Annotated in this window: 26 protein-coding genes, 1 tRNA gene and 1 pseudogene; 17 read left to right on the forward strand and 11 right to left on the reverse strand. The window is 74.8% G+C overall.

The genetic code is table 11. The annotated features are described in order from the left end of the window. Window positions 1-3 precede the first annotated feature (3 nt). Window positions 4-750, forward strand: coding sequence for a hypothetical protein (locus tag IPL61_00810; protein MBK9029879.1), 747 nt, complete (start codon window positions 4-6; stop codon window positions 748-750). A gap of 125 nt (window positions 751-875) precedes the next feature. Here the strand turns inward: IPL61_00810 and IPL61_00815 are convergent, their stop codons facing one another. Next, window positions 876-1,751, reverse strand: coding sequence for a hypothetical protein (locus tag IPL61_00815; protein MBK9029880.1), 876 nt, complete (start codon window positions 1,749-1,751; stop codon window positions 876-878). 184 nt (window positions 1,752-1,935) lie between these two features. On the opposite strand from IPL61_00815, the gene IPL61_00820 reads away from it, so the two are divergent. From IPL61_00820 to IPL61_00845, 6 genes are all read left to right on the forward strand, one after another. Further along, window positions 1,936-3,672 carry a protein kinase gene (locus tag IPL61_00820; GenBank protein ID MBK9029881.1) on the forward strand — a complete coding sequence of 579 codons (1,737 nt, stop codon included), beginning with the start codon at window positions 1,936-1,938 and terminating at the stop codon, window positions 3,670-3,672. Continuing rightward, window positions 3,669-4,055, forward strand: a complete 387-nt coding sequence (locus tag IPL61_00825) for a hypothetical protein (protein ID MBK9029882.1) — start codon at window positions 3,669-3,671, stop codon at window positions 4,053-4,055. The genes IPL61_00820 and IPL61_00825 overlap by 4 nt, the downstream gene beginning before the upstream one ends. Window positions 4,056-4,069: 14 nt before the next feature. After that, window positions 4,070-5,065: a hypothetical protein gene (locus IPL61_00830; protein MBK9029883.1), complete on the forward strand. Its 996-nt coding sequence runs from the start codon at window positions 4,070-4,072 to the stop codon at window positions 5,063-5,065. After that, window positions 5,029-5,463 (forward strand): hypothetical protein, encoded by a 435-nt coding sequence (locus IPL61_00835; protein ID MBK9029884.1) that lies wholly within the window; start codon window positions 5,029-5,031, stop codon window positions 5,461-5,463. The genes IPL61_00830 and IPL61_00835 overlap by 37 nt, the downstream gene beginning before the upstream one ends. Continuing rightward, a tRNA-Met gene (locus tag IPL61_00840) sits at window positions 5,441-5,514 on the forward strand. The genes IPL61_00835 and IPL61_00840 overlap by 23 nt, the downstream gene beginning before the upstream one ends. Window positions 5,515-5,967: 453 nt before the next feature. Further along, the gene (locus IPL61_00845; GenBank protein MBK9029885.1) at window positions 5,968-6,675 is read left to right on the forward strand and encodes a hypothetical protein; all 708 of its coding nucleotides are present in this window, start codon (window positions 5,968-5,970) and stop codon (window positions 6,673-6,675) included. Window positions 6,676-6,682: 7 nt separating this feature from the next. Here IPL61_00845 and IPL61_00850 read toward each other — a convergent pair. Further along, window positions 6,683-7,239: pseudogene (locus IPL61_00850) on the reverse strand (dihydrofolate reductase family protein). Between the two features lie 153 nt (window positions 7,240-7,392). Further along, entirely contained in the window at window positions 7,393-8,352 is a 960-nt protein-coding gene (locus IPL61_00855) for a phosphotransferase (GenBank protein MBK9029886.1), read from the reverse strand. 264 nt (window positions 8,353-8,616) lie between these two features. Between IPL61_00855 and IPL61_00860 the strand changes: the two genes are divergently transcribed. After that, window positions 8,617-9,915: an NAD-dependent epimerase/dehydratase family protein gene (locus IPL61_00860; GenBank protein ID MBK9029887.1), complete on the forward strand. Its 1,299-nt coding sequence runs from the start codon at window positions 8,617-8,619 to the stop codon at window positions 9,913-9,915. 104 nt (window positions 9,916-10,019) lie between these two features. Here IPL61_00860 and IPL61_00865 read toward each other — a convergent pair whose 3' ends face one another. Next, window positions 10,020-10,274 carry an addiction module protein gene (locus tag IPL61_00865; GenBank protein ID MBK9029888.1) on the reverse strand — a complete coding sequence of 85 codons (255 nt, stop codon included), beginning with the start codon at window positions 10,272-10,274 and terminating at the stop codon, window positions 10,020-10,022. Window positions 10,275-10,424: 150 nt separating this feature from the next. Between IPL61_00865 and IPL61_00870 the strand changes: the two genes are divergently transcribed. Next, a complete protein-coding gene (locus IPL61_00870) occupies window positions 10,425-11,012 on the forward strand; it encodes a transposase (protein ID MBK9029889.1) in 588 nt (195 codons plus the stop codon). Between the two features lie 28 nt (window positions 11,013-11,040). Here the strand turns inward: IPL61_00870 and IPL61_00875 are convergent, their stop codons facing one another. Continuing rightward, window positions 11,041-12,312: a hypothetical protein gene (locus IPL61_00875; protein MBK9029890.1), complete on the reverse strand. Its 1,272-nt coding sequence runs from the start codon at window positions 12,310-12,312 to the stop codon at window positions 11,041-11,043. A 362-nt stretch (window positions 12,313-12,674) separates the two neighbouring features. Beyond that, window positions 12,675-13,193 carry a hypothetical protein gene (locus IPL61_00880; GenBank protein ID MBK9029891.1) on the reverse strand — a complete coding sequence of 173 codons (519 nt, stop codon included), beginning with the start codon at window positions 13,191-13,193 and terminating at the stop codon, window positions 12,675-12,677. A 244-nt stretch (window positions 13,194-13,437) separates the two neighbouring features. Between IPL61_00880 and IPL61_00885 the strand changes: the two genes are divergently transcribed. Together IPL61_00885 and IPL61_00890 are read left to right on the forward strand one after the other, a co-directional pair. Beyond that, window positions 13,438-14,196, forward strand: a complete 759-nt coding sequence (locus tag IPL61_00885; GenBank protein MBK9029892.1) for a hypothetical protein — start codon at window positions 13,438-13,440, stop codon at window positions 14,194-14,196. A 139-nt stretch (window positions 14,197-14,335) separates the two neighbouring features. Next, window positions 14,336-14,698, forward strand: coding sequence for a hypothetical protein (locus IPL61_00890; protein MBK9029893.1), 363 nt, complete (start codon window positions 14,336-14,338; stop codon window positions 14,696-14,698). 36 nt (window positions 14,699-14,734) lie between these two features. Here IPL61_00890 and IPL61_00895 read toward each other — a convergent pair whose 3' ends face one another. Genes IPL61_00895 through IPL61_00905 form a run of 3 tightly spaced genes read right to left on the reverse strand, consistent with a single transcriptional unit; the run spans window position 14,735 to window position 18,407 of the window. After that, window positions 14,735-16,024 (reverse strand): thiol oxidoreductase, encoded by a 1,290-nt coding sequence (locus IPL61_00895; protein MBK9029894.1) that lies wholly within the window; start codon window positions 16,022-16,024, stop codon window positions 14,735-14,737. Continuing rightward, window positions 16,021-17,085, reverse strand: a complete 1,065-nt coding sequence (locus tag IPL61_00900; GenBank protein MBK9029895.1) for a peptidase M75 — start codon at window positions 17,083-17,085, stop codon at window positions 16,021-16,023. Before IPL61_00900 ends, IPL61_00895 begins: the two co-directional genes overlap by 4 nt. A gap of 20 nt (window positions 17,086-17,105) precedes the next feature. After that, the gene (locus tag IPL61_00905; GenBank protein ID MBK9029896.1) at window positions 17,106-18,407 is read right to left on the reverse strand and encodes a hypothetical protein; all 1,302 of its coding nucleotides are present in this window, start codon (window positions 18,405-18,407) and stop codon (window positions 17,106-17,108) included. A 239-nt stretch (window positions 18,408-18,646) separates the two neighbouring features. Between IPL61_00905 and IPL61_00910 the strand changes: the two genes are divergently transcribed. Continuing rightward, on the forward strand, window positions 18,647-19,126 hold the full coding sequence (locus IPL61_00910) for a hypothetical protein (GenBank protein ID MBK9029897.1): 480 nt from the start codon (window positions 18,647-18,649) through the stop codon (window positions 19,124-19,126). A gap of 283 nt (window positions 19,127-19,409) precedes the next feature. Here IPL61_00910 and IPL61_00915 read toward each other — a convergent pair whose 3' ends face one another. Beyond that, complete coding sequence (locus tag IPL61_00915) at window positions 19,410-20,096, reverse strand: SDR family NAD(P)-dependent oxidoreductase (protein MBK9029898.1); 687 nt, start codon at window positions 20,094-20,096, stop codon at window positions 19,410-19,412. Window positions 20,097-20,139: 43 nt separating this feature from the next. Here IPL61_00915 and IPL61_00920 point away from each other — a divergent pair, with 43 nt between their 5' ends. Further along, the gene (locus IPL61_00920) at window positions 20,140-20,925 is read left to right on the forward strand and encodes a hypothetical protein (GenBank protein ID MBK9029899.1); all 786 of its coding nucleotides are present in this window, start codon (window positions 20,140-20,142) and stop codon (window positions 20,923-20,925) included. A gap of 60 nt (window positions 20,926-20,985) precedes the next feature. Here the strand turns inward: IPL61_00920 and IPL61_00925 are convergent, their stop codons facing one another. Continuing rightward, entirely contained in the window at window positions 20,986-21,792 is an 807-nt protein-coding gene (locus IPL61_00925; GenBank protein ID MBK9029900.1) for an OmpA family protein, read from the reverse strand. Between the two features lie 287 nt (window positions 21,793-22,079). On the opposite strand from IPL61_00925, the gene IPL61_00930 reads away from it, so the two are divergent. The 4 genes from IPL61_00930 to IPL61_00945 are packed head-to-tail and all read left to right on the forward strand — an operon-like array spanning window position 22,080 to window position 25,202. Then, window positions 22,080-22,679, forward strand: a complete 600-nt coding sequence (locus IPL61_00930; protein ID MBK9029901.1) for a hypothetical protein — start codon at window positions 22,080-22,082, stop codon at window positions 22,677-22,679. A gap of 53 nt (window positions 22,680-22,732) precedes the next feature. Then, window positions 22,733-23,980, forward strand: a complete 1,248-nt coding sequence (hutI, locus tag IPL61_00935) for an imidazolonepropionase (protein MBK9029902.1) — start codon at window positions 22,733-22,735, stop codon at window positions 23,978-23,980. Then, window positions 23,980-24,768, forward strand: coding sequence for a GNAT family N-acetyltransferase (locus tag IPL61_00940; GenBank protein MBK9029903.1), 789 nt, complete (start codon window positions 23,980-23,982; stop codon window positions 24,766-24,768). Before hutI ends, IPL61_00940 begins: the two co-directional genes overlap by 1 nt. Further along, window positions 24,762-25,202 (forward strand): hypothetical protein, encoded by a 441-nt coding sequence (locus tag IPL61_00945; GenBank protein ID MBK9029904.1) that lies wholly within the window; start codon window positions 24,762-24,764, stop codon window positions 25,200-25,202. The genes IPL61_00940 and IPL61_00945 overlap by 7 nt, the downstream gene beginning before the upstream one ends. The last annotated feature ends 87 nt before the right edge of the window (window positions 25,203-25,289 follow it).

Below are 25,289 nucleotides of genomic sequence, written 5' to 3' on the forward strand. Positions count from 1 at the left end.
GGCATGCCGACCCCCATCCCGCCCAGCTGGGACCTGCCCGCCGAGCTCCGCGAGCGTTTCGGGACCCGCGCCGGTCGCCAGCGGACGATGTTCGCCGACGGCCACCTGGTCATCGTGCTCCACGCCGTGCCCGATCCGGCCGAGCCCGACGTCCGCCACGGCCACCTGTTCTGGCGCCGCCCGGACGGCACCTGGCAGAGCAGCGGCTCGGCCGCGACCTCGATCGCGCTCCTGCGCGCGCACGTCGAGAGCTACGACGCCGCCGCCGACGAGCTCGAGGCCCTGGTCGACCGCGCGACCTGCGCCGACGACTGGTTCGCGATCCTCGGCGCCGCGGCGCCGCTCATGCGCTCGGCCCGCAACATGAGCAAGGCGCTGCAGGCGGCGCGCGAGCTGGTCCCGGGCGATCGCGAGCTGATCGGCGTGCGCGATCAGGCCCAGGAGATCGAGCGCGCCGCCGAGCTGCTGCACGCCCACGGCCGCGACGGCCTCGACTTCACGGTCGCGCGCAACTCCGAGGAGAGCGCCCGCAACTCGCAGCACGTCATCGACGCCGGCCACCGGCTCAACCTGATCACCGCGATGTTCCTGCCGATCACCGCGCTCGGCTCGCTGCTCGGGATCAACCTGGTGCACGGCTTCGAGCGCTGGCACCAACCCTACACGTTCTGGGTGGTGGCCGCGCTGGCGTTCACCCTCGGGCTCGTGGTGCGCGGTTCGTTGCCGAAACCGCAGCGCCCGACCTCGTAGGACCCCACGGCCCCGGTTGCGCGCCCACCCGTCCCATCCACCCGTCCCATCCACCCGTCCCATCCCACCCGTCCCATCCGCCCGACGGCCCCTCTCGCGGGGCGCGCGGGCGCGGGTCGCTCAGCTCACCCCGGCCACATCGAGCAGTCTTCGACCAGGCTCGGATCGAAGCGCACCGACCACTTGAAGATGTAGCCGTTGTCGATGCCCCAGCGATCCTCGACGATGATGGTCCAGTCGCCGTTGAGCGTGCAGCCCACCAGGTTGGCCATCGGATCGCTGGTCGAGTAGTCGCCCGACGGCAGCGCCACCGAGAAGCCGGCCGGCACGAGCTGATCGGGGTGGTTGTTCGCGAACGTGATCCACGGCTCGCGGGTCGCGGTCGGCGTCCAGCAGTAGTCCCAGCCGACGCCCGGCACCGGGACCGCGCTGGAGTCGTTGTCGTTGGCCTGACCGACGTAGACCTCGCCGCCGGTGCGGCCCTGGAAGCCCGAGAGCGCGATCTGGGTGCCGCTCGGGCACTCGAGCGCGACGGTCAGATCGCGGAGCCACGAGTGCTCCATCGTCACGCACACGCCCAGCAGCTTGTCGATGCTGGGCAGCGTCTGGCCGGCGGTGAAGCCGGTGAAGTTGATCGGTCGGCGGTAGCCGGCGCAGGCGCCGGTCGCGTCGCACGCGCCATCGGGCAGCGGCAGCGGCTGGCCCTCGACGTTCTGCAGCTGGCCGCAGTTGGCGTTGGTGCAGTGGGCGTCGGCCGAGCAGTCGGCGTCGTCGCAGTCGGCGATGTTGTCGCAGTCGTCGTCGATCTGGTTGTCGCAGATCTCGGGGACCGGGTTCGAGCACGTCGCGAACGCGTCGACGTCGTTCACGCTCGCGTCGACCTTCGGGACGTCGTCGTCGTCGTCACCACCACCACCCGCCGAGGGGCCGCAGGCCCCGACCGCCACCGCAAGGATCGACGTGGACAAGAACTTCAAGAGCTGCGAACCAGTGGGCTTCACGATAGGACCTCGATAGGCTGGAGATGGGCCCTTATGTCACCACATCTCGCGGCCCTCGCCTACCCCTTTCCCCTGGCAGCCGCTGAACTCAGCGTGCGCAGCATCGGTCAAACCACCGAGAGACGACGGTGAGCCTCAGCACCTTTCCCATGTCCACCGCTGGCGTGAGTACATCGCGGGCCTCGTGGCCGCGCCCCACCCCGGGACGACCGTGCTGGTGACCAATGCCGCGTCCGGGCTCGGCCAGCTCGGGCGCCTGGACGAGCGGTTCGAGATCGGCGCCCCCATCGGCGTCGGCGGCATGGGCGAGGTCTGCGGGGCCCGGGACCGCGAGATCGCCCGCGAGGTGGCCGTCAAGCGCCTGAGCAGCCACAGCACCAGCGGCCAGCGTCGGCTCCTGATCGAGGAGGCGCGGCTCCAGGGTCGGCTCGACCATCCGGCGATCCCGCCGGTCTACGACGTCGGCCTCGACGAGGCCGGCCAGCTCGGCTTCGCGATGCGGCGGGTCACCGGGACCACGCTGGCGACGCTGATGGCCGCGCGCGATCCCGCCGCCGACGGCGCCGGCCGCGCGACCGAGCGCCTGCTGCGCGTGTTCGTCGAGGTGTGCCGGGCCATCGATCACGCCCACGCGCGCGGGGTCGTGCACTGCGATCTCAAGCCGTCCAACGTCATGGTCGACGACGACGACCGCGTCTACGTCATCGACTGGGGCGTCGCGACGACGTTCGACGACCCCAGCGCGCCGCAGCGCCGCGCGGGCGGCACGCTCGGCTACATGCCGCCCGAGCAGCTCGACGCCCACGTGCGCCTCGACGGCCGGACCGACATCTTCGCGCTGGGCGCGATCCTGTTCGAGCTGCTGGCCGGCGACCCGCTGTACCCCCGCGGCGAGGGCCTGCTCGACGCCGCGCTGGTGGGCGCCGCCGATCCTCGGCCGGCGCGGCGCGCCCCCGACGCCGAGGTCCCGGCGATGCTCGACGAGCTGTGCGCGCGCGCGCTGGCCCGCGCGCCCGACCGGCGGCCGGCCCGGGCCAGCGAGCTGGCCGATCAGGTCAGCGCCTGGCTCGATCGCGTGCGCGATCGCGCCGCGCAGATCGCGCGCCAGCGGGCGCACCTCGCCCGCGCCCAGCGCGACGCGGCCGATCCCGCCACGCGTGCGCGGGCCCTGGGCGAGGCGGGCCGGGCGCTCGCGCTCGCGCCCGACGATCCCGAGGCGGTCGCGCTGGTCCGGACCTTGCTCGACAGCGACGACGTGCCGCGCGAGGCCGCCCGTGAGCTGGCGGAGATCGCCGACGGCGACGACCGCCGGCTGGCGACGGCCGCGGCGTGGTCGTACCTGGGCTTCGTGCTGTTCCCGCTGACCCTGCTCCTCCAGCGGCACGCGGCGGCGTGGGTCCTGATCGCGTCGGTCGGCGGCTGGCTCGGGCTCGAGGCCCTGGCCCTGGCCGCGCGCCGCGGCCGCGGCCCGCGCGCGTGGCCATGGTGGAGCCTGGGGCTCCTCGCGCTGCAGGTGCTGCTGTTCTCTCGCTACCTCGGGCCGTTCGTGTCGGCGCCGGCGATCTCGGCGCTGGCCTGCGCTGGCATGCTCATGCACCCGCGGGTCGAGCGCGTGGCGCCGGTGATCGCGATCCTGGCCGCGCCGCTGGTGGTCACGGTCGCGCTCGAGGCCAGCGGCGTGTGGCCGGCGACGTTGACGATCGGCGCCGACACGCTGACGTTCGCGTCGGTGGTCAGCGACGTGCGCCCGACCTGGACCCTGGCGATGCTCGCGTTCACCGCGCTCGCGATCCAGCTCGTGGGCGCGGCGATCGGGATCCTGGTGGCAGCCCCCGCGCACCGCGCCCGGCGCCTGCGCGCGGCCCAGGCCTGGCACCTCGCGCAGCTGGTCCCGGCCCGCCGGCCCCCGGAGCAGCCGTGACCGCGCCGATCACCGAGGTGGCGGCCGCGGTCGTCGACGACGGCGCGGCGCCGATGGTCGTCGACGGCGGCCCGCGGTTCGTCGGCGAGCCGCCCCGGCCGGTCGACGGTCGCGAGCTCATCGACGCGCGCGATCGCCGGCCCGATCGCCTGGTCGTGATCACCCGCGCCGCGACCGCGCTGGCCGAGGCCGACGCCGCGCGCTTCCTCCACGGGCCCGGGTCGCCGGTCGCCTCGAGCACCCGGCCGTCCAGACGATCCTCGGGCTCGGCGTCGACGAGGTCGGGCGGCCGTACTACGTCGAGCCGCGTCGCCGCGGCGTCGACTTCGGCGCGTGGTGCCGCGGCACCGACGACGGCGCGCCCGCGCTCGGGCGCCGGCTGACCGCCTTCGTCGACGTGTGCCGCGCGGTCGGCCACGCCCACCGCCGCGGCGTCGTCCACGGGCGGCTGGCGCCGAGCGCCATCGACGTCGGCGAGGCCGGCGAGATCCGCGTCGGCCGCTGGGACGACGCCGTGGTCACCGACGGCGACGCGTCCGCCCCGAGCGCCGCCGACCACGACGTCGCCGCCGCCGCCGCCCACGCCGCCGCGTCCGCCCCGAGCGCCGCCGACCACGACGTCGCCGCCGCCGCCCACGCCGCCGCCGCCGCCCCGGACGTCGCCGCACCCCACGCCGCCGCCGCCGCGCACGACGTCGCCGCGCTCCACGCGTTGCTCGCGACCGTGCTCGCCGCCGAGCGCGACAGCGCCCCGGAGCTGGCCGAGCTGCTCGCGCCCGACGCCGCCGCGCCCGACGCCACCGCCCTCGCCCGCCGGGTCACCGACTACCTCGACGGCGAGCGCGACCAGGCGCTGCGCGCCGACCTCGCGCGCGAGCTGACCGCCGCCGCCCGGGCCGCGCTCGCCGACGCCGGCCCCGATCGCGAGCGGGCGCTGGCGCTGGCCCGGCGCGCGCTAGCCCTCGATCCCTCCCTGGACGACGCCGCCGGGATCGTCGCCCGGCTCCTCGTCGAGCTGCCCGATCCGCTGCCGCCCGCCGCCCAGGCCGCGATCGTCGCGAGCGATCAGCGCGTGCTCCGGCGCCTCGGCACCGGCTTCATCGGCGCCTTCGGGGCGTTCTTCGCCTACGTGCCGCTGATGGTGCTCCAGGGCGTGCGCGATCCCACCATGGTCATCGCCATCGCCGTGGCCTCCGGCCTGATGCTGGCCTGGGCGATCCAGTGGCGCGTGCGCGGTCCGCACGTGTTCACCTGGCCGCCCATGGTCGGGGCCGCGCTGGTGCTGACGCTCTACGCCCGGACCTACGGCCCGTTCGTCAACGCCCCGCCCAGGCCGCGCTCGCGACCATGGCTGCCGTGTTCTTCCCCCAGCGGCCGCGCCCCGCGCTGGTGATCCTGACCTTCGCCATCCCCGTGTTCGGCAACCTCGCCCTCGAGGCCATCGGCCTCGCCGCCACCACCACCTCGGTCGAGGGCGGGCACCTCGTCGTGACCAGCGCCGTCGTCGCCACCGATCCCACCGCCACCCTCGTCGGCTTCGCCTTTCGTCGCCTCGTCCTCGTCAGCGTCGCCGGCGTCATGGCCACCGTGCTGTCGACCTCCCCACCGCCACCACACCCGCGCCCTCGTCGCCCAGGCCTGGAAGATCAGGGCCCCCGCCGCGCCCCTCCCCTCCCTCAACAAACCGAGATCACTTCGCACAGCCCCCTTGACGCCCGCCAAACCGTATGGCACATACCGCCCACGTCGGAACGCCGACGCACCCTGATGCGGGGTGGAGCAGCCTGGTAGCTCGTCGGGCTCATAACCCGAAGGTCGTAGGTTCAAATCCTACCCCCGCTACGAACGACCTAACAACGCGGAATCCCTGGAGGCAACTCCGGGGATTTCTCGTTTTCGGCCGGACCGCGGAACTACGACAGATGCAGTAAGGCTACCACAGGCGTAGTCCCCAAGACCCGCGACATGTTCGTCGCTTGCGCTGGGCGACTGGCAACGTCGTCGGCGCCGACGCGGCTGCATGCCGGGCGCACCGGCGGCCAGCGAGGTGCGGCGGCTCCTCGGTCGCCGGATCGGCAACTCGACGTTCACGTCGATCGAGACCTCGACATCGCGCGCGGCGGCCACCGCGCGCATCGCGCGTCGCGCTCAGGCTCAGCCAGCCAAACCCGGCGCGACCGTCCATGGAGTACGATGGTCGTCCACGAAAACTCCCTCACCAGGGTCGCCGCTACCGGCTCGTGGCGACCCAGGTTCTACGCGAGGACATCATGATGGAACGCACTCTCGACGCTGGTGCTGTGCACCGCCCTCACGGCTTGCGCCAAGGGCGGCGCGAAGGACCGTGAGGCCGAGGCCAAGCCGCCCCCGCCGCGCCGGCTGCCGCGCCGACGCCGACCGCCCCCGCACCGGCGCCGACCGCCCCGGCCCCGCGTGGCCGCGGCCGGTCCGCTGTCGAAGCTGGATGTCACGGCGCCTGAGCTCGACGTCGCGAAGAGCTTCGCGGGCTACGCGCTCTCCAGCGAGCACGGGAGCCTGCCCGACGAGGTCTGGGACGTGCTGTGGGTCCGTGACGCGGCCGGGAAGCAGGTCGTGGCGGCGCACATGTTCACCGACGCCGCACAAACGCGCGCCGTGAACCTGGTCGCCGCGGTGGCGGGCGTGATGCCGAGCCAGGGCGACGTCGGCATGTCGCTCGACGACCTGCGCCAGAAGGTCAAGGACGTCACGTGCGTCTATCCCGACGACGGCGAGAGCCCGGTCATGCCCCACCGCACGCACACCGATCCCTCGGCAGACTGGGTCGTCTGCTACAGCCCGCGCGAGGGCGGTGACCGGAACCCGTTCGCCTACATCTTCGTCGATGATGGCCAGTGGAAGATCGATGGCGAGAACACCAAGGCATCGGCCGGCGCCAAGGTGAAGTACGTCGCGTGGGAAGATGACAAGAACGGGCCGTCGATGCTCGGGCTGCCGGCGGCGGCGGCCAAGCCGGCTCCCTGACACCGAGTCAGCGCGCGCGCCGGTAGTGCATGGCGACGACGCCGCAGCGGAGCGGCTGCGCCGAGATCAGCTCGAGCCGTCGCGTGCTGGGCAGCCCGCGCTGGTACAGGGTCGGGCCGTGGCCGGCGATCCGGGGTGGACGAGGATCTTGTACTCGTCGATCAGCTCCAGCCGGTCCAGCTCGGTCGCGAGCGCGCCGCTGCCGAGGAGCACGCCGGCCGGGGTCGCGTCCTTCAGCGACTGCACCCTCGCGCGCAGGTCACCGGCGAGGTGGTGACTGTTGGTCCACGGGAAGTCGCTCCGCGTCGACGACACCACGTACTTCGGCTTGGCCTCCAGCGCGGCCGCCCACGCGCGCAGTGCCGGCGGCGCCTCCGCGTCGCCGCGGGCGACCGCCGGCCAGTGGCGCTCCATCATCTCGTAGGTGACCCGGCCCCACAGCATCGCCCCGGCCTCGTCCATGAGGCGGGTGAACAAGGCGTGGGTCTCGTCGTCGGCGATGCCCTCCTGGTGGTCGACGCAGCCGTCCAGGGTGACGTTGATGCTGAAGGTCAAGAGTCCCATCACACGCTCCTCAGGTACGCGACGAGGCGCCCGGCTGTCTGACGCTACCCCACGCCCACGAGCTCGTGGTGGCGTCCGACCGCGGGGATGCCGGTCGCGGCGGGCTCCGCGACTCGCTGCTGAACGGTATGTACGTGCCCGGCGCGCGCGGGCCTACGCGCCCGCCGCCGCCTTCGGCTCCTCGCGATCCGTGATCGTGCGGACCAGCGCGAGCGCGAACGCCCAGGCGCCGTCGGCGGTGTTCGGGGCGAGCGCGCCGATGCCGATGAGGCCGTGGACCTCGCCCAGGGTCGGCGCCCGGTCGGCGGGGAGGTCGCCGCCCGCGTGGCCGGCTTCGCGCGCGAGCTGCAGGAAGATCGGGGCGCACAGGGCCGCGACGAACCGGCGCGCGTAGACGAACCCGGCGGGCAGCGGGGCGGCCCGGGCGGCGTCGTGGGCGGCGATCAGCGCGGACGCGGTCGGGTCGTCGAGGCGCAGGAACATCGCGGCCGCGGCCAGGTCGTGGAACGGATCGTTGGGCCCGGCCATGTCCCAGTCGAGCAGCAGGAGCCGCTCGCCGTCGAAGATCAGGTTCGACGGGTTCACGTCGTTGTGACTCGTGACCAGCGCGCGCTGTCGCGGCGGTGGCGTCTCCGCGAGCACCTGATCGATCGTGGCGCGGACGAAGCTCGGGACCGTGAACGTCGCGAGCCGCGCCCGCATCGGCGCGATCAGCTCGCGCGGATCGCGCCAGCCCGCGCCCTCGGGCAGCGGCAGCGCGTGGACCCGGCGGATCGTCTCCCCGAGCTGGCGGATCGCGGCGTCACGAGTCTGCGGATCGAACAGCCGCGGCGCGAACCCGCGGTTCACGACGTGCTCGCTCACGACCGCGCGGCGCGCCTCGTCGTGGTGGATCACGCGCGGCGCGACGCCCGCGTCCCCGGCGCGCCGCTGGATCTCGAGCGCCTGGCGCCAGGCCTCGATCGGCTCGCCCGCGCGGGCGACCTTGAGCACGTACGTGCGCGCCGCCGCCTCGACGCGGTACACCCCGGCGCCCGACAGCCCGCCCGCCATCCTCGTGATCGACGTCGCCGGGCCGCGGAGGTCATCGGGCAGACAGCCCTCGAGCACCATGCCCGCATCATAGCTGTCGCGCGGACGAGGCGCCGCCGGAGCGCGAGGCGAAGCCACCCGCAGGATCACGGCGCGGAACGCGGAGCTGCCCCGCCGAGCGGCGGGCTGCGCGGTGCGTGGCGCTTGGGGCACGATGCCGGGCAGGAGCGCGAGATGACCGACCAGGAGCTCGACGAGATCGATCGACGCTGCGCAGCGGCGCGCCCCGGCCCCTCGACGTCGTGGGTCGAGGGCCGCGACCACACCAGCGGGTCGAGCTTCATCATGGTCGGCGCGGACGACGCGCACCGCGACGACGACATCGAACTCACGGGCGCGACCGTCGCGGATCAGGACTTCATCGCGCATGCACGGCAAGACCTCCCACGCCTCCTGGCCGAGGTTCGCCGGCTGCGCGCGCAGCGGTCGTCAGCGGGGCCGTGCGGAGACGTCGGCGACGCCGGCGAGCGGCCAGCGCGCGCGCCGATCGCCCCGCGGCTGTCGCGGCGGGCCGAGGTCGTGGTACCTGGACCGCGTGCAGCCCAGCGCAGCGCCGAGCGCGCCGCCGGGGCGCCGGTCCTCGTCACCGGCGCCGCCGGGTTCATCGGCTCGCACGTCGTCGACGAGCTGCTCGCGCGCGGGCACGAGGTGGTCGCGCTCGACGACCTCTCGGGCGGCTTCCGCGACCACGTCGACCCGCGGGCGCGCTTCGTCGAGGGCTCGATCCTCGACGTCGCGCTGGTCGACCGGCTCTTCGACGCGCACCGCTTCGCGTACGTCTTCCACCTCGCGGCCTACGCCGCCGAGGGCCTGAGCCACTTCATCAAGCGGTTCAACTACCAGCACAACCTGATCGGCAGCGTGAACCTGATCAACGCGTCGGTCCGCCACGACGTGCGCGCCTTCGTGTTCGCGTCGTCGATCGCGGTCTACGGCCGCACGGCCCCGCCGGTCACCGAGGCGATGCCGACCGCGCCCGACGATCCCTACGGCGTGGCCAAGGCCGCGGTCGAGCAGGACCTGCGCATCAGCCGCGAGGTCTTCGGCCTGCGCTCGATCATCTTCCGCCCCCACAACGTCTACGGCGAGCGGCAGCACCTCGGCGACCGCTACCGCAACGTGGTCGGCATCTTCATCAGCCAGATCCTGCGCGGCGAGCCGCTGACGATCTTCGGCGACGGCACCCAGACCCGCGCGTTCAGCCACGTCGCGGACGTGGCGCCGGTGATCGCGGGGGCGATCGACGTCCCCGCCGCCTACGACCAGACCTTCAACCTCGGGGCCGACCGGGCGGTCACGGTCAACGAGCTCGGCGAGATCGTCAGCCGCGCGATGGGCGTGCCGTTTCGGCCCCGCTACCTGCCGGCGCGGCACGAGGTCGCGCACGTGCACGCGTCGCACGCGCAGGCGCGCGCCCTGCTCGGCTACGAGGAGCGCGTCAGCCTCGAGGCCGGCGTGACCGCGATGGCGGCCTGGGCCCGGCGCCACGGCCCGCGGCCGAGCCCCAGGGTCGGCGCCATCGAGGTCGAGAAGAACCTGCCGCCGTCGTGGCGCGCGCGGACGGAGAAGCCCGAGCGCCCGTGAGCCGGTCGCGGCCCGTGCGGGTCCCGCTCAGGCGCCTCGAGCCCAGCACCAGGTCACGGCGGCCTCGTACTCGGCGAGGGCCTTCGGGTGGAAGCGGTACGGCCTCACCGGCGTCGCGCGGCGAGCGAGGCGCGAACCTGCGCGAGAGCGGCGTCTCCATCGATGAGCTCGACGCGGCCCTCGCGGAGTTCACGGACCCGATCGTCGATCTCTGTCGCCCACGCGGCCTCCCACTCGCTCCCGGTCAGCTCGTCGTCGTCGTCGGGCTCGAAGGACCGAAGGAGCTGGGAGAGCAGCTCGCTACGCTCGGCGTCGGGGAGCTGGAGCGCCTGCTCGAAGACGGTGGCGACCGCGATCATGCCCACAGTCTAGCGCAGCCAGCGGCAGCGGAACGTGCCGAAAGGGCGGCCCGGCCGGCCTGCGCGGACGGGCGGTGGCCGCGAGGCCCAAACGCGGCGTGGCGGCGACCGTGTGACCGCGCCCTTCAGCTGGCGGCGCTGACCTGCTTCGTGCGCGCGGTGGTCCGCTGGCAGCGGGCCCAGGCCCGCGCCCTCGGCATCGTCGGGGCGGCGCCGGGCGCGGTGACCGCGGTCCAGCGCTTCGGCTCGGTGCTGAATCTCAACGTCCACTTCCACACCCTCGTCCCCGACGGCGTGTTCGTCCCCGGCGGCGCCGGCGGCGTGCGGTTCGTGCCGCTGCCCGCGCCGTCCGACGACGAGGTGGCCGCGATCTGCGCCCGCGTCGCCCGACGCATCCTGCGCCTGGTCGACGGCGACGACGACCGCGACGACGACGACGGCACCGGCGGGCTGCTCGCCGACGCGTCGCGCTCACCGATGGGCACGTTGCCGTTCGCGATGATGCCGCCGCCGCCGCCGGCCAAGCGGCTCACCGCCAACGTCGACGACTTCACCTTGCACGCCGACACCGCCGTCGCCGCGGACGACCGTGACGGCCTCGAGCGCCTCGCCCGTTACGGCGCGCGCCCACCGTTCGCCCAGCGCCGCCGGCGCCTGACCCCGTCGGGCCAGGTCGCCTACCGCCTGCGCCGGCCCTGGTTCACCGAGCCAGACGGAAGCTGGTGCTCGCGCCGGTGATCGCGGGCGCGATCGACGTCCCTGCCGCCTACGACCGGGCCCAGCGCTCGAGGGTGTCGCTGACGCCCTCGACCTGCCCGGGCTCGCGCACGAGCTCGTCGTAGCCCGGGACCGCGCCGACCCAGGCGCGCATGCGCGGGTTGGGCGCGGCGGTCAGGTACAAGGTCGGCACCCCCATCAACGCCGGCCCATCCATGCCCGCGGTGGTGACCCCGACCTGGCCGACCAGGCCGTGCGCCTCGCGCAGGCGCTCGAACAGCTGCAGCTGCGCGCGCCGCATGTCCTCGCCCTGGAACAGGGGCTGCTTCCAGAACAGCGTCAGGTCGACCGCGCCCGGCGGGATCGGGCCACCGCGCATCGCGTCGCCGATCAGCACCGGCGTGAGCCCGGCCGCGCCCGCGCGCGCGACGAGCTCGACCAGCTCGCGGTAGTCGGTGTTGCGGGTCGGATGGTGCACACCGTGCCGCACCCACACGAGCACCGTCGGCCCCGCCACGCCGGCGAGCGCCCGCTGGGCCCAGGCGCAGATCGCGGCCGGGGTCGGCGCGTCGCCGAGGAACGCGGCGCGCAGGCGACGCTGCGACCCGCTCGGATCGGCGCGGAACGCCTCGGCGACGATCGCCGTGAGCTGCTTGTTCGCGCGCGGGCGCGAGCGCGGGGGCTGCAGGCGCGCGGCCAGGCCGGCGTCGCGCAGGAAGCGCTCGCCCTGGGCGGTCTGCGGCTTGCCCGGCTCGAGCTGGATCGCCACGCCCGCGAGCACGGCCGCCGCCGCGAGGTACCAGCCCTCGCCGAACGAGAACCCGGGGTCGGCGTGGAACGTGTAGGCGTGGTTGCGCTCGTCGATGAGCCGGCGGGCGTCGCGCGCGTCCGCCGCCGCCGCGTGGGCCGTCTTCCAGGCCCCGCCGTCGTCGAGCTCACCGGCCAGCTGCGTCGCCGCGCGCGCGGACGCCTCGGCCACGGCGACGATCTCCTCGACCCGCTGCCAGCCGTCGTCGCACGCGTCGCGGGTCGGGGCGCGCTGCGAGCCCAGCGACAGCTGGCCGGCGCCGTGGCGGGCGTCCCGGGCGCGCGCGGCGTACGCAGTCACCAGCGTGGCCCGCGCGGCCGCGCTCGCCGCTGGGTCGCCCTCGTCCTCGGCCGCCGCGAGGGCACGGTGCGCGCCCTCGATCGCCTGCGCGAGCGCGCCGCGGTGCCGGTCGCGCGCGCCCGGCAGGTGCAGCACCTCGGCCAGCGCGTCGGCCAGCGCCGCCGCCGCCTGGCGCGCGCACGACGCTGCGGTGGCGAGGTCGGGACCGGGCACGGCCGGCCAGCCTACGCCCCGGCCCCTCGACCGGCAACGGCGTCGCCGGCGCGCCCGCCGCACGCACGATCAGCGCGGCGGCCCGCTCGGCCGCGGCGGTGGCGCGCCCGTCGAGGGTCGCCCGGGCAGCTGGGCTCAGGCCTCCTCGGCGATCACGCGGATCGCGACCGGCGCCGCGTCGTCGAGCAGAAGCTCGATCGTGTGCGCCCCGGCCGGGCTGGAGGTGCTGATCAACTACCCCTACCTGCTGGCGCCGAGGTGATCCGCGCCGACCGCAGGATGGCGCGCGTGCTCGTCGTGGGATCATCGTCCGCTGCCGTCGCGGCGGCGACGACGCGCCGTCGCGCCGCCGCAGGCCGCGCTCAGGGCAGGTCGAGCGCACCGTCGATGCAGGCGTCGACCTGATCGCACGGGTCGTCGGTGCAGGCGGTCAGCGCGGTGAGCAGCGGGTCGTTGAGCAGGATCCACACGTCGTCGCTGCTGGACTGGTTGAACGGCGTCGCGGCGCACCGGGTCTCGGCGGCGCGCATCGCCGCGAGGAAGGCCTCGGCGGTCGCGGTCGGGACGACCGCGTCGAACACGCCATCGCAGCCGCTGCCGTTGTCGAGCTCGGCGCAGGTCTTGGCCTCGAGACACTCGATCAGATCGACGAACAGGTCACCGCGGTAGATCGTTCCGAAGGGTGAGCAATCGCCGATGCACTCAGCCTCGGTCTGGGTCGGCTCGCACTCGAGGACCTTGACGCAGGCGCGGTCGCACAGGCCCGCGACCTGCGCGCTGGCGAGCGCGTCGCCGGGGCCGATGTCGTCGTCGCCGCTGCTGCTGCAGGCGACCAGCGCGACGACCGAGAGGAAGGAGAGGAGGACGGGAGCCTTGGACATGCCGGGCTCCCTCGCACGGTCCGTGCCATCGCGGGCGTGCGCGATCGCGCTCGCGGCCACGCGGGCTTGCGGCGCCGGACCGGCGGACGGTGTCGGGGTTTGACCACACCTGGCCGAGGACCTGGCAGCGACGCCGCGACGCCGTCGAGGTTTGACCACCATCAGCCCGGATCGACCGCGCCGCCCCGATCGGACGGGCGGCGTCGCGACGCCGCCGGTCGGTGTGAGACGATGGGGGAAGCCCATGTTCACGAGACTCGTCGTCGTTGGTGTCCTGCTCGGATCGACCGGCTGCTACTTCGAGGGGACGGCCGCGTATCACCCGCGGATCAGCCAGGCCGTGACCGATCCCAACACGCCGTCGACGACGGAGACCGGCGGCGGCTGGTCCGCGGGCGTGAACATCGGCTTCTACTTCGAGGCCCGGCTGAGGTCCCGCACCCTGCGCGGGTTCGGCATCGGCGCGTCGCCGAGCTCGTTCAACGGCTACGGCATCGCCCCCTCGGCGCCAACGGTGAAGGCGGCCACCAAGAGCAACACGTTCCGCGCCGACCTGGTCCTGCCCACGCAGCTCCTGTCGCCGTACATCCACGAGCGCCTGACGTTCTCGTACGCCTGGCTCCGCGATACCTCGATGACGATCGCGCCCGACACGATGGCGGCCATGAGCAAGGCCTCCGACGGGCGGATGTGGTTCCTGGGGGGCAGCCTCGGGTATCGCCTCCCGGTGCGCAACGGCGACCGGCTCGGGCACTTCGTGTTCGTCCTCAGCGCCGGGATCGAACGGTTTCGGGCGGACCTCACGACCGACGACGATCGCCGGCTGCACGTGTCGTCGACCGGGCTCGGCGTGCGGCTCATGATCGTCCCGGCGATGATCGGCAGCGCCCGGCCCGGACCGTACGAGAACCTGCCGACCCGCGGCGACCGGCCCAAGAGCAACGCCGGCTGCTACTACACGGACGACCCCACGACCGGCAAGCCGGTCTACCGCTGCATGTGACGGCGCGCAGCCCTCGACCCGGCCTTCGGCGTCGAAACGGCGCGCGCCTGACGCACGCACCACCGCCGACTAGATCGCTGGTTGACCAATTCTCGCCAATTTGGGGCGCGCGCATGTGGACCGTGTTAGCGTCGCCGCCATGAAGCTCTCTATTGCCCTCACTTTTGTACTCACCGCAACCCTCGCCGCCTGCGGTGGTGACGACGGTCCGTCGGACAGCGCCAAGATCGTCGACCTGACGCTGGCCGAGACCACCTCGCTCTGCCAGGGCTGGGCCATGGACATGCCCGAGCGCACGGTCGACTGCGGCAACGGCAACACCTCGACCGTCGGCATCGACCCCGCGAGCTGCTCGGAGCCGACCGGCCTGCCGGCGACGTGCGAGCTTACGGTCGGGCAGATGCGCGCGTGCCTGACCGATCAGTTCGCCCAGTCGGACGCCGACATCTGCGCGGGCACGCTGCCCGCGTCGTGCGCGCCGCTGTTCGCCTGCTTCGGCTGATCGCGCCGCGGCCGCGCGGCGCCCGGGTAGGCGGCGTCACAGCGCCGCGAGGAACCTGAGCAGCGCCGTGCGCTGCGCGACGGACGCCGTGCGGAAGCGCTCCCGCGCCGGCTCGGCCTCGCCGCCGTGCCACAGGATGGCCTCGGCCACGGTCCGGGCGCGGCCGTCGTGGAGGTAGCTGGCGCCCGGCAGCACGGTCGGCGCCAGGCCGAGCCCCCACAGCGGCGGCGTGCGCCACTCGCGCCCGTCCGCCGCGAACTCGGGTCGATCGTCGGCGAGGCCGGCGCCGAGATCGTGCAGCAGCAGATCGGTGTACGGCGCGAACGTCTGGTGCGCGAGCGCGGCGATGGCGTGATCGCCGCTGCGCTGGGTCGCGGTGTGGCACGCATCGCACCCGAGGGCGGCGAACAGCGCCTCGCCCGCGGCGACGTCGCCGGGCGCGCGCGCCGGCACGCCGAGGGTCGCGGTGTAGTGCGCGGCGGCGGCGATCACGTCGTCCGTCACCTCGACCTCGCCGCCGAAGCGCCGGCTGGTCACGCCCATGTCGTTGGCGTACGCGGCCGCCGCCTGCTGCACCAGCGTCGGGTTACCGGCCTTGTGCCCGAAACGGCCGATCCGGACCGCGCCGGCGTCGACGTCCCAGACCAGGTTGACCCGGCCCGAGATGCCGTCGCCGTCGCGATCGTCGGGGTCGGCGGCGGCGCGCAGGTCGTCGTCGGGGATCGCCTCGAGCAGGCCCAGGCCGAACACCGCGGGCGCCTGGCGGAACGAGCGCAGCACGTCGGCGGGGAGCAGCGCGCCATCGGGCCGACGCAAGATCAGCCGCGGCCGCCGCAGCCAGAACTCGGCGCCGTCGCCGTAGCGGCCGGGCTCGTCGATCCAGGTGAGCTCGATCGCGATCTCCGGCGGCACGCCGAACACGCCGTGGTCCTGGAGCTGGCCACCGAGGCCCGGCACCGGCACCGGCGCCCCCGGCAGCTCGGGCTCGCCGTGGGCGAGGCTGACGCGCACCAGCGCCTGCGACGCGGCGCCGCCGAACTGCGGCAGGCCGCGACCGTCGCGACCGTGGCACGCGGCGCAGGCGTTGTGGTTGTAGAGCGGCCCGAGGCCGGCGTTGACCGGGGCCGGGCCGCGCACGAACGTCGCCTCGAAGCTGGCGTCGCCGGCGAGGTGCAGCGCCAGCGCGGCGTCGTCGAGGCCGGGCGCCGGCAGCGCGTACGCGTTCGAGGTCCGATCGAAGACCGTGGTGTCACCGCCGGCCAGGACCGCGCCGGCGTCGCCGCACGCCGCGAGCCCCAGCGCGAGCGCCGCGACGCGCGCGATCATCGCACGGCCTGGGTCAGGTCGCCGTCGATCGTCGTCTGCACGGTCCGCACCGCCGCCTGCGCCGCCGCGATCGCGGGGTAGGCCGACGGCGTGGTGATCGCGTCGCGGAACGGCGGCGGGATGGCGCCGATCGCGGCGATGGCGGCGGCCAGCTCCGCGCGGAACCGGGCGTCGAGCGCGGGGTCGACCGCGCGGACCACCTCGTCGAGGCCGCGCCCGGTGGTGCCCGCCGCCGGCACGTCGCCGGTGTACGCGTGCTCGACCGAGCGCAGGTTGTCGGCGAAGTCGGCCAGCGAGTTGTACGAGAACTGGCTCTCGACCAGATCGGGATCGTGGGCGTCGTAGGGATCGGCGATCTTGCCGTTGGCGACCTCGTCGCAGATGCCGCTCATGCCGACCAGGATCTCCTGCGCGGCGGCGTCGAGCGACGGGTAGGCGGTGTTGCCGGCGGCGCCGGCGCTGACGAAGACGTCGCGGTAGGGCCGGTCGCCGGTGGTCCACGACGCGGCCAGCCCGGTCGTGATCGTCACCAGCTCGCGGCTGGTGCCGGCCAGGTACGCCAGCTCGCGGGCGGCGAGGTCGGTCGCGACCCGATCGTGCGCGGGACCGAACAGCAGGTACTCGAGCGTGTGGAAGCCCTTCTGCGTCTCCGGCAGGTTGTGGAGGTACGCCGCGGTCAGCTCGTCGGTCGACGCGATCACCGCGTCGAGGTCGTTGCGCTCGACCGGCCACGAGTCCATCGCGGGGTCGAAGCCCTGGGCCGACACCGGCCCGAACAGGAACCCCTCGCTCTGCTCCCACGGCCGCCGGGTCTCGACCCAGGCCTGCTGCGCCGCGGCGAGCGTGGTGGCGTCCGGGTCCGCGGCCAGCGCCACGACCGCGGCGTCGAGCGCGCGGGCCCGGGCGTCGAGCAACGCGTAGGTCGGGATCACGACCTGGTCCGCGAAGTCGGCGACGACCTGGCGGTCGGTGAAGCCGGGGCCGAGGGGCCCGCCGTCGTCGCAGGCGACGAGCGTGGGCAGCGCGAAGAGCGAGAGCAGGATCGGGACGGCGGTGCGCATGGGGGCCTCGGGCGTGGGGGTCAGTAGACGAACCCGGCCACGGCGTCGACCGTGGTCTCCGGGCGGAGCGCCGCGGCGCCGTAGCGGCGGTGGGCGACGTCGAGCTTGAACGTGAGGTAGCCGCCGATCGTCAGGCCGGCGCCGCCGGTCACGACCGTGCGCAGGTAGCGCGGGTTGTCGAACACGCCGGCGGCGGTGCGGAACATCGTGTCGTAGCGCTCGAGCCGGACGAACGGCTCGACGGCGTAGCGCGGGCACACCCCCAGCCACGGCGCGACGTCGACGCCGGCCTCGACCGAGACGCCGTACGCGGCCGACGCCACCGGCGAGCGCGGCGCGCCGGCCTCGTTCGACAGCCGGCGGTTGCGCTCGGTGATCGCGGCCGAGCTGCCGAGGTAGCCGCCGACGATCAGCGCCGAGCCGCGCAGCGGCGGCCGGTGGTAGTGACCGTGCACCTCGCCGATCGCCACCGGCGCCGACACGTAGCCGCAGGCCGCGACGAGGTCGGGATCGCCGTCGGCGCAGTCCTCGACCAGGTCGGCCTGCGGCCGGTTGCGGCTGGCGCCGCCGAGGTAGCCCGCGGCCCCGACCTCGACGCCGGCCGTCGCCGCGACGTCGACGCGCACCACGCCGGCGAGATCGGTGGCGCGGATGGTCTCGAACGCGCCCTGGTGGCCGGTGCCGATCCACGCCGCCGCGGAGAAGCCGGTCGAGTCGAGGCCGTTGATCAGCTGGGCGGTGACGCGGGTGCGGCCGAGGAACGCGGTGAACGACGCGCCCAGCTCGTCCCACTGGCCGGGCAGGAGCGTGGTCTCGACCTCGGACCGGGTCGCGGCCAGGTAGTCGGTCGGGCGGAACCGCGACGCCAGGTGCCCGAGGCCGACGTAGAACCGGCCGAGCTTGAGCTGGTAGCGCCCGGCCCAGGTCTTCTCCAGGTACAGCTCCTCGAGGATGACCTCGCCGCCCTGCTCGACCTCGGTCTCGTACTCGCCGAACTCGTCGTAGTCGAGCTCGCGGGCGGCGCCGGTGCCCCCGTGCTCGATCTCGAGCTCGGCCTCGAGCTCCCAGCCCGAGGGCGCGCGCGCCTGCAGCGCGACGACGAAGCGGGTCGCGTCGAGCTCGAGCCGCAGGTCGCGCTGGGCGCCGGCGGGGCGGCTGCGGTCGGCGCCGTGGTCGTGGAGCGCGGCGCCGAGCTCGCCGTAGCCGCCGACCGACAGCGTGAACGGCGTGGCCGGCAGCGGATCGGCGCTGGCCGGGGCGGCGACGAGGGCGGCGACGAGGGCGGCGACGAGGGCGGCGACGAGGGCGAGCGCGCGGGGCACGTCCGGGTGAATAATAGATTTGAAAATCAAAATCAATATCAAATATACCCGAGCCGCCGGCCGCCGACGCATCGGCCGCGCCGGGGCCGGCCGCGTCGAGCGCGCCGCCCGGCGCAGCCACGGCCCGAGGCGGACGCCGCGATCGCCACGTTCGTCGGCGCCAGGCCCTGACACCGCCCGAGCGCGGGGCCATGGGCGGGTCGTCAGATCATCGGCGCGGCCCCGGCGTTGGTAGCGCCATGCTCCGGCCTTGCCTGACCCTGCTCGCGCTCGCGACCGTCGTCGCCGCCTCCCTGACCTCGGCCGCCGCGTGCCCAGCCCCGCCCAACGACGACCCGAAATACCGCTGCACCAAGTACGACCACATGATGCAGCACGTGGCACCGCAGCCGATGCCCCAGCGCTACGTGCGCGCGCGCCCGCTGTACCTGCCCCGCCGTCTGACCGCGGCCGCGGCGATGCGGGTGCTGGTGCGGTCGCGCTGGATCGTGGAGGGCGCGGCCGGCGGGCTCCCGGCGCTGCGCCTGCTCGACGGCGCCGACGTGCCCGAGGCCCTCTCGACCACCGACGCCAACGTGATCGTCCGCGCCGTCACCTGGCAGGCCGGCCACTTCCGCGTCGAGCTCAACGGCGCGAGCTACCAGCTCGAGCGCTGCCGCGACGCCCGCCGCCGCGCGACCGCGTGCCTGACCCCGTTCCTCGTGGGACCGACGCCCTGACGCTCACCCGCACGTGACCGTGGCGGCGATGCGGCACGCCCGCCGCCGCGCGACCCCGTGCCTGACCCGGTTCCTCGTGGGACCGACGCCCTGACGCTCACCCGCGCGTGACGGTGGCGTCGGTGCGGGCCCGCCCGCCGTCGCGCGACCCCGTGCCTGACCCGGTTCCACGTGGGACCGACGCCCTGACGCTCACCCGCGCGTGACCGTGGCGGTGCGGCACGCCCGCCACCGCGCGACCGCGTGCGGGCCCCACGTCCTCGCGGGACCGACGCCCGGGCGCTCAGCCGAACGTGACGGTGGCGTCGGTGCGGGCCGCGGCCAGATCCCACAGTCGATCGGCGATCGCCGCCGGCTCGAGCGTGGCGTTGCCGTGGTCGAAGGCCGTGCCCTTGACCATGCCGGTCACGACCACCTCGCCGACGAACACGCCGTCGCCGGCGAGCTGCGCGTGCAGGAGCCCGACCGCCTTGTGCTGGGCGGCCTTGCCGATCGCCAGGCCCATCGCCCCGTACTGGGTCGCCATCGCGTCGACGGCGGGATCGTAGAACGCGAAGCCGCCGCCGGTGACCAGCACCGCGCCGTGGGTGGCCACGAGCTCCGCGCGCGCCGCGCGCACCGCGGCGATCAGGCCGTGGACGCTGACGTCGAGCACGCCGCGCAGCTCGTCGGCCTCAGCCGCGAGCAGATCGCCGGCGCCGCCGCGGTAGGCGTTCCAGTGGATCACGCCGATCGGCCCGAGCGCGCCGCTGACCTCGCCGATGAGTCGCGCGACGGCGGCGACGTCGCCGAGGTCGCACGGGAACGCGCGGGCGGTGACGCCGGCCTCGGTCAGCGCGGCGGCGGCGGCGGTCAGGCGCTCGGCCGAGCGCGCGACGATCGCGACCGGGTGCCCCTCGCGTCCGAACCGGCGCGCGACCGCGTCGGAGATGCCGGGCCCATGACCACAGACGAGGACGGTTGGCTTCATGTCGATCGAGTACCACGCCCACGCGCGCGGTACGCTCGCGCCGATGCCCATGCCCCGCCTGCACCTGTTCGAGTGGAACGACCTCGCGCGCACGCCAGCGCCGCTGCGCGAGGGCATCGTCGAGATCCTGTCGCGGACGCTGCGGTGGGGCCGGATGATGGCCGGCCTGGTCGAGCCGGTCCGCGCGTTCCTGGCCGCGGCCGGCACCGACGAGGTCCTCGACCTGTGCGCCGGCGCTGGCGGCCCGGCCGGGGTGCTGGCCGAGGAGCTGGGCGACAGCGACGCGCCGCCGCGCTTCGTCCTGACCGATCTGTTCCCGCGCACCGACGCCTGGGCCGCGCTCGCGCGCGCGCACCCCGACGTGATCAGCTACGAGGCGACGCCGGTCGACGCCACCGCGATCCCACCGGCGCTCGCGGCCGGCCGCGCGCGCATGGTCGTCAACGCGTTCCACCACTTCTCGCCGACCCTGGCCCAGGCGATCCTCGACGACGCGGTCGCCGGCTCGCGCGGCGTGTTCATCGCCGAGGCGTTCGAGCGCAACCCGCTGGCGTTCCTGTCGTTCGCGCCGGCCGGCCTGGCGGCGCTCGCGGTCAACCCGCTCCTGGCCAAGCAGGATCGCCTGGCCAAGGCGCTCCTGACCTGGGCCTCGCCGATCACGCTCGCCGCCGGCACGTTCGACGGCCTGGTCTCGACGATGCGCATCTACACCGAGGCCGACCTGCGCGCGATGGTCGCGCGGCACGGCGATCGGTTCCGGTGGGTCTACGGGAACTACCGCTATCCGTTCGGCGGCAAGGGCTACTACTTCTGGGGCGTGCCGGCCTGAGCGTCCGCGGGTTCGTCGTCGAACCCAGGCGGGTGGCGGGCACGTGAGACCTCCGGTGGCTCAGCGCGCGAGCTGGTGGTTCGGATACAGCACGATCTCGATCCGGCGGTTCTTGGCCTTGGCGCGCCCGGCCGGGCGGTACTCGCCGAACGCGACCGCCGCCAGGCGACGCGGATCGACCTGCGCGTCGGTCTGCAGGTAGTGGACGACCGTGAGCGCGCGCGCGCTCGACAGCTCCCAGTTGCTGGCGAAGCGCGGCGGCGCGCCGCGGATCGGCCGGATGGGCGTGTCGTCGGTGTGGCCCTGCACCCAGATCTGCTTGTCGGGGACGTCGTTGAGCGCAGCGCCGACCCGGGCCAGCACCGCCTGCCCGCGCGGCGTCAGCTCGGCGGCGCCGACCGGGAACAGCACCTTGTCGACCAGCTCGAGCGTGATCTCGTCGCCGCGCTGGGTGACCTGGCCCGAGCCGCCGACGACGCCCGCGAGCTTCTCCTGGACCGCCGCGGCGGCCTGGGCCTGCTCCTTGAGCGTGGCCTGTTCGGCGCGCAGCTTGTCGGCGATCTTGGTCTCGGCCGCGAGCTCGGCGCGGGCCTCGCGCAGCTCGCGCTCGAGCGATGCGCACGCCGCGGCCGGATCGACCGCCGCGGGCGCGACCGGCGCCGGCGCACCGCCGCCACCGCCGCGCAGCGACACCACCGCGCCGACGGCGCCGAGCGCGACCGCGGCGCACAGCGCGCCGACGACCACGCGCTTGCGGCGCGGGCTGGCAGCCAGGCGCGCCGGCGGGCCGCGGCGGGCGTCGTGGGTGCCGCGCGCGCCCGGGGGACGGAGGAGGATGCCGCTGGGGTCGGACGCCGAGATCGCCATGCCCTTGGCTCTAGCAAGGACGGGTCCGACCGCGCGGTGGGCCAACCCGACAGAACTGCGATGGTCCGTCGTCGCGCCACCGAGGGGGCTCGCCCCACGCTGGGGGACGCTCCCCCGCCGCGCCGATCGCTGAGCCACGCTCGCCGTGGTGGCGCCTCGAGTCACCACCCGCGGGTCAAGGCGAGGCGTCGACGTCTCGCCGAGATCGCCTCGAGCGTCGAACCACTTGATCCTCCGCTGGCCGGCGTCGGTACGCCGCGTGCATTATCGCGCCGTGGATGGTGCGCATGGGCTCGATCACTAGCGACGGACCGGTCGCGGAGCAGGACGACGATCGGACGGCCGACGGCGACGAGCGGACGCTCGACCGGCGGGGGCGGCCCTCGCTCGGCGCGGCCCTCGCGGAGCACGTGATCGCGCTCGTGCTCGAGCGCACGAACGCGCGCAGGCCGGCGTGCCAGCTCGCCGCGCGGACGCCCGCGGTGGCCGCGACCGTGACCGCCCGCCGGGTCGACCTCGGCGCCGGCGCGCTCACGATGGAGGCGCTCTACGAGGTGGCCGCGCGGGCGGTGACCGCGTTCTGTGACCACGACTGCCTCGTGGTCGTGCGCCCGGGCGACGGCCCGACGTTCCTGTTCCCGCTGCCGACGGCCCGCGACGACGACGGCACCGAGGCCGACGAGGTCGTGGCGCTGTGCCGCCAGCTCGACGACGAGCAGGCCCGGCAGCGCGCGGTGGCGATCGCCGAGCGGTTCCGCGCCGACGTGAGCCGGGCCCCGGCGCTGCGCCAGCTGCTGGTCGAGGTCCGGCTCGGCGAGGGCACGATCGTCGGCGCCCCGACCCGCGCCGGCCGCCTGCTGCCGGCCGCGGTGTGGCGCCCGACCTGAGGTCGACGGGCGCGGGCCGCGCGGACGGACGGCCCCTCGCGGTACCGTCAGGCATGGCGACGCTCTACCGCCGCGCCCACGTCCTCACCTGCGCCGGCGCCCCCGACGACCCGCTCGGCGAGGTGGCCGAGGGCGCCGTGCTCACCGACGGCGATCGGATCGCCTGGGTCGGCGCCGACGCCGACGCCGAGGCCGCGGCCGCCGCGCTCGGGCTGCGCGTCGACGACGCCACCGACCTGGGTGGCCGGCTGCTGACGCCGGGGCTGATCGACTGCCACACCCACGCGGTGTTCGCGGGCGACCGCGCCAACGAGTTCGCGCTGCGCGCCGCCGGCGCCAGCTACCTGGAGATCGCGGCCGCCGGCGGCGGCATCGTCGCGACCACCGCCCCGACCCGCGCGGCCTCGGTCGCGACCTTGACCGAGCTGACCGTGGGCCGCCTGGCGCGCGCGCGTGGTTTCGGCACCACCACCATCGAGGTCAAGAGCGGCTACGACCTCACGGTCCCCGGCGAGTTGCGCCTGCTCGACGTCATCGCCGCCGCCGCCGCGGCCACGCCGATGGCGGTGGTGCCGACGCTCCTGTGTCACCTGATCCCGGCCGAGCGCCGGGGCGATCGCGACGCGTACGTGCGCGAGCTGTGCGAGGAGCTGGTGCCGCGGGCGCGCGGCCGCGCCACGTCGGTCGACGTCTACTGCGACGACGGCGCGTTCACGCTGGCCGAGGCCCGCGCGATCCTCGGCGCCGCGCGCGCCGCCGGGCTGGCGGTGCGGGCCCACGTCGGCCAGTTCGCCGACCTCGGCGGCGCCGAGCTGGTCGCGTCCCTGGGCGGGCGATCGATCGACCACGTCGAGCAGATCTCGCCGGCGGGCATCGCCGCGGTCGCCGCCGCCGGCACGGTCGCGGTGATGCTGCCCGGCGCGTGCGTGCAGCTGCGCCTGCCGGTGCCGCCGGTCGCGGCGCTGCGCGCGGCCGGCGTGCCGCTGGCGATCGCGACCGATCTCAACCCCGGCTCGAGCATGAGCGAGAACCTGCCGCTGCAGCTGTGGCTCGCGACCACGCACTTCGCGATGACCGTGGCCGAGGCCTGGCTCGGGGTCACGCGCCACGCCGCGCGCGCGCTCGGCCTGTCCGATCGCGGGGTCCTGGCGCCGGGCGCGCGCGCCGACCTGTGCGCGTGGGACGCCGACCACCCCGGCACGCTCGCCTACCACTACGGCGCCCAGCGCCCGAGCCTGGTCGTGATCGCCGGCGATCGGGTCGACGCCGCCGCCGGCGCGGCCGTGGCATCATCGGCGTGATGCTCGGCGCCTGCGTCGGACGCTACGAGGCCCGCGACCACGGCCTGGCGCACCCGTCCACCTCGGCCCTGGTCACGCCCGACGGCCGCTGGCTCGATCTGGGCGCGCGGTCCGACGAGGAGCGCGCGGCCCTGCTCGGCCGCCAGGTCGCGGTGCACGGGCCCCGCGCCCACGACGCCATCGCCGTCACGGCGATCGAGCCTCACGGCGAGCTGGCGCTCGACGATCCGCTGCCGCTCGGGCTCACCGGCCGACGCGCCGAGGTCGAGGTGCTGATGACCTCGCTCGAGATGCGCGCGGATCGCGCCCCGCCGCTGGCGACGCTGCCGACGCCGGCCGGGACCGCGGTCGTCACCGCCGCGGCGTCGGTGCGCTACTACCGGTTCCTCTACGACGCCGTCGGCGCGCCCTGGCACTGGTGGAATCGCAAGCGCTGGAGCGACGATCAGCTCGCGGCCCACCTGGCCCGCCCCGCGATCGAGCTCCACGTCCTGCACGAGCACGGCACGCCGGTGGGCTTCGTCGAGCTCGATCGCACCGAGCCGGCGACCTGCGAGGTCGCCTACTTCGGGCTGGTGCCCGAGGCGACCGGGCGCGGCCTGGGCCGCTGGTTCCTGGCCTGGAGCGTCCACGCCGCCTGGCGCGACCCGACCCTCACCCGGTTGTGGGTCCACACGTGTACGCTCGACGGCCCGGCCGCCCTCCCCACCTACCGCCGGATCGGGTTCGTCGCCTTCCAGCACGATCGCTTCCGCCAAGTCATCGCCCTCGGAGCTCCGCCATGCTGACCCCGCACTCGTCCGATTTCGAGCAGCTCGCCGCGATCGGCGCCGTGCGCTACCTGCGCAGCGATCGACCGACCGCGCCGCCGTTCGCGGGCGGCGACGAGCCCGGGTGGGTGCGGACGATGCCGTTCCCGTGCGGCGAGTCGGCCGAGCACCGGGTCCCGGCCGAGACGCCCCGCGCGGTCCACATCTGGGTCCAGGTCGCGCCGATGAGCCTGGCCGACCTCGGGCTGGCCCGCCAGGCCCTGTGGTCGCTGCACCCGAGCATCGAGCTGGCGTGCCCGGACCCCGACGGCCGGCTCCTGCGGATCGCCCTCGCCGGCGGCACGTTCACGCCGATCCGCGACTGGATCCGGGCGATCGTGGCGTTGCCGCTGGTGGCGCTGCACGCGTCGCGGTCGATCTCGTCGGTGCTGATCGGCCTCGAGCGCGGGTGAGCCCGACGCCGACGCGGCCACACCACGGCCCGGATGTAGGTCGCAAGGGGCGTGACGCACGTCGTGCGCGCCAACAATCCTCGCGTC

This window comes from Myxococcales bacterium (assembly GCA_016717005.1).
In the GTDB taxonomy this organism is placed as follows: Bacteria; Myxococcota_A; Polyangia; order Haliangiales; family Haliangiaceae; genus UBA2376.

Coding starts and splice junctions, on each gene's coding strand:
- IPL61_00810 (MBK9029879.1), top strand. CDS start 4: ATGCCGACCCCCATCCCGCCCAGCTGGGACCTGCCCGCCGAGCTCCGC.
- IPL61_00855 (MBK9029886.1), bottom strand. CDS start 8,352: ATGGTGCTCGAGGGCTGTCTGCCCGATGACCTCCGCGGCCCGGCGACG.
- IPL61_00860 (MBK9029887.1), top strand. CDS start 8,617: ATGGTCGGCGCGGACGACGCGCACCGCGACGACGACATCGAACTCACG.
- IPL61_00865 (MBK9029888.1), bottom strand. CDS start 10,274: ATGATCGCGGTCGCCACCGTCTTCGAGCAGGCGCTCCAGCTCCCCGAC.
- IPL61_00880 (MBK9029891.1), bottom strand. CDS start 13,193: ATGTCCAAGGCTCCCGTCCTCCTCTCCTTCCTCTCGGTCGTCGCGCTG.
- IPL61_00885 (MBK9029892.1), top strand. CDS start 13,438: ATGTTCACGAGACTCGTCGTCGTTGGTGTCCTGCTCGGATCGACCGGC.
- IPL61_00890 (MBK9029893.1), top strand. CDS start 14,336: ATGAAGCTCTCTATTGCCCTCACTTTTGTACTCACCGCAACCCTCGCC.
- IPL61_00895 (MBK9029894.1), bottom strand. CDS start 16,024: ATGATCGCGCGCGTCGCGGCGCTCGCGCTGGGGCTCGCGGCGTGCGGC.
- IPL61_00900 (MBK9029895.1), bottom strand. CDS start 17,085: ATGCGCACCGCCGTCCCGATCCTGCTCTCGCTCTTCGCGCTGCCCACG.
- IPL61_00910 (MBK9029897.1), top strand. CDS start 18,647: ATGCTCCGGCCTTGCCTGACCCTGCTCGCGCTCGCGACCGTCGTCGCC.
- IPL61_00915 (MBK9029898.1), bottom strand. CDS start 20,096: ATGAAGCCAACCGTCCTCGTCTGTGGTCATGGGCCCGGCATCTCCGAC.
- IPL61_00920 (MBK9029899.1), top strand. CDS start 20,140: ATGCCCATGCCCCGCCTGCACCTGTTCGAGTGGAACGACCTCGCGCGC.
- IPL61_00925 (MBK9029900.1), bottom strand. CDS start 21,792: ATGGCGATCTCGGCGTCCGACCCCAGCGGCATCCTCCTCCGTCCCCCG.
- IPL61_00930 (MBK9029901.1), top strand. CDS start 22,080: ATGGGCTCGATCACTAGCGACGGACCGGTCGCGGAGCAGGACGACGAT.
- hutI (MBK9029902.1), top strand. CDS start 22,733: ATGGCGACGCTCTACCGCCGCGCCCACGTCCTCACCTGCGCCGGCGCC.
- IPL61_00940 (MBK9029903.1), top strand. CDS start 23,980: ATGCTCGGCGCCTGCGTCGGACGCTACGAGGCCCGCGACCACGGCCTG.
- IPL61_00945 (MBK9029904.1), top strand. CDS start 24,762: ATGCTGACCCCGCACTCGTCCGATTTCGAGCAGCTCGCCGCGATCGGC.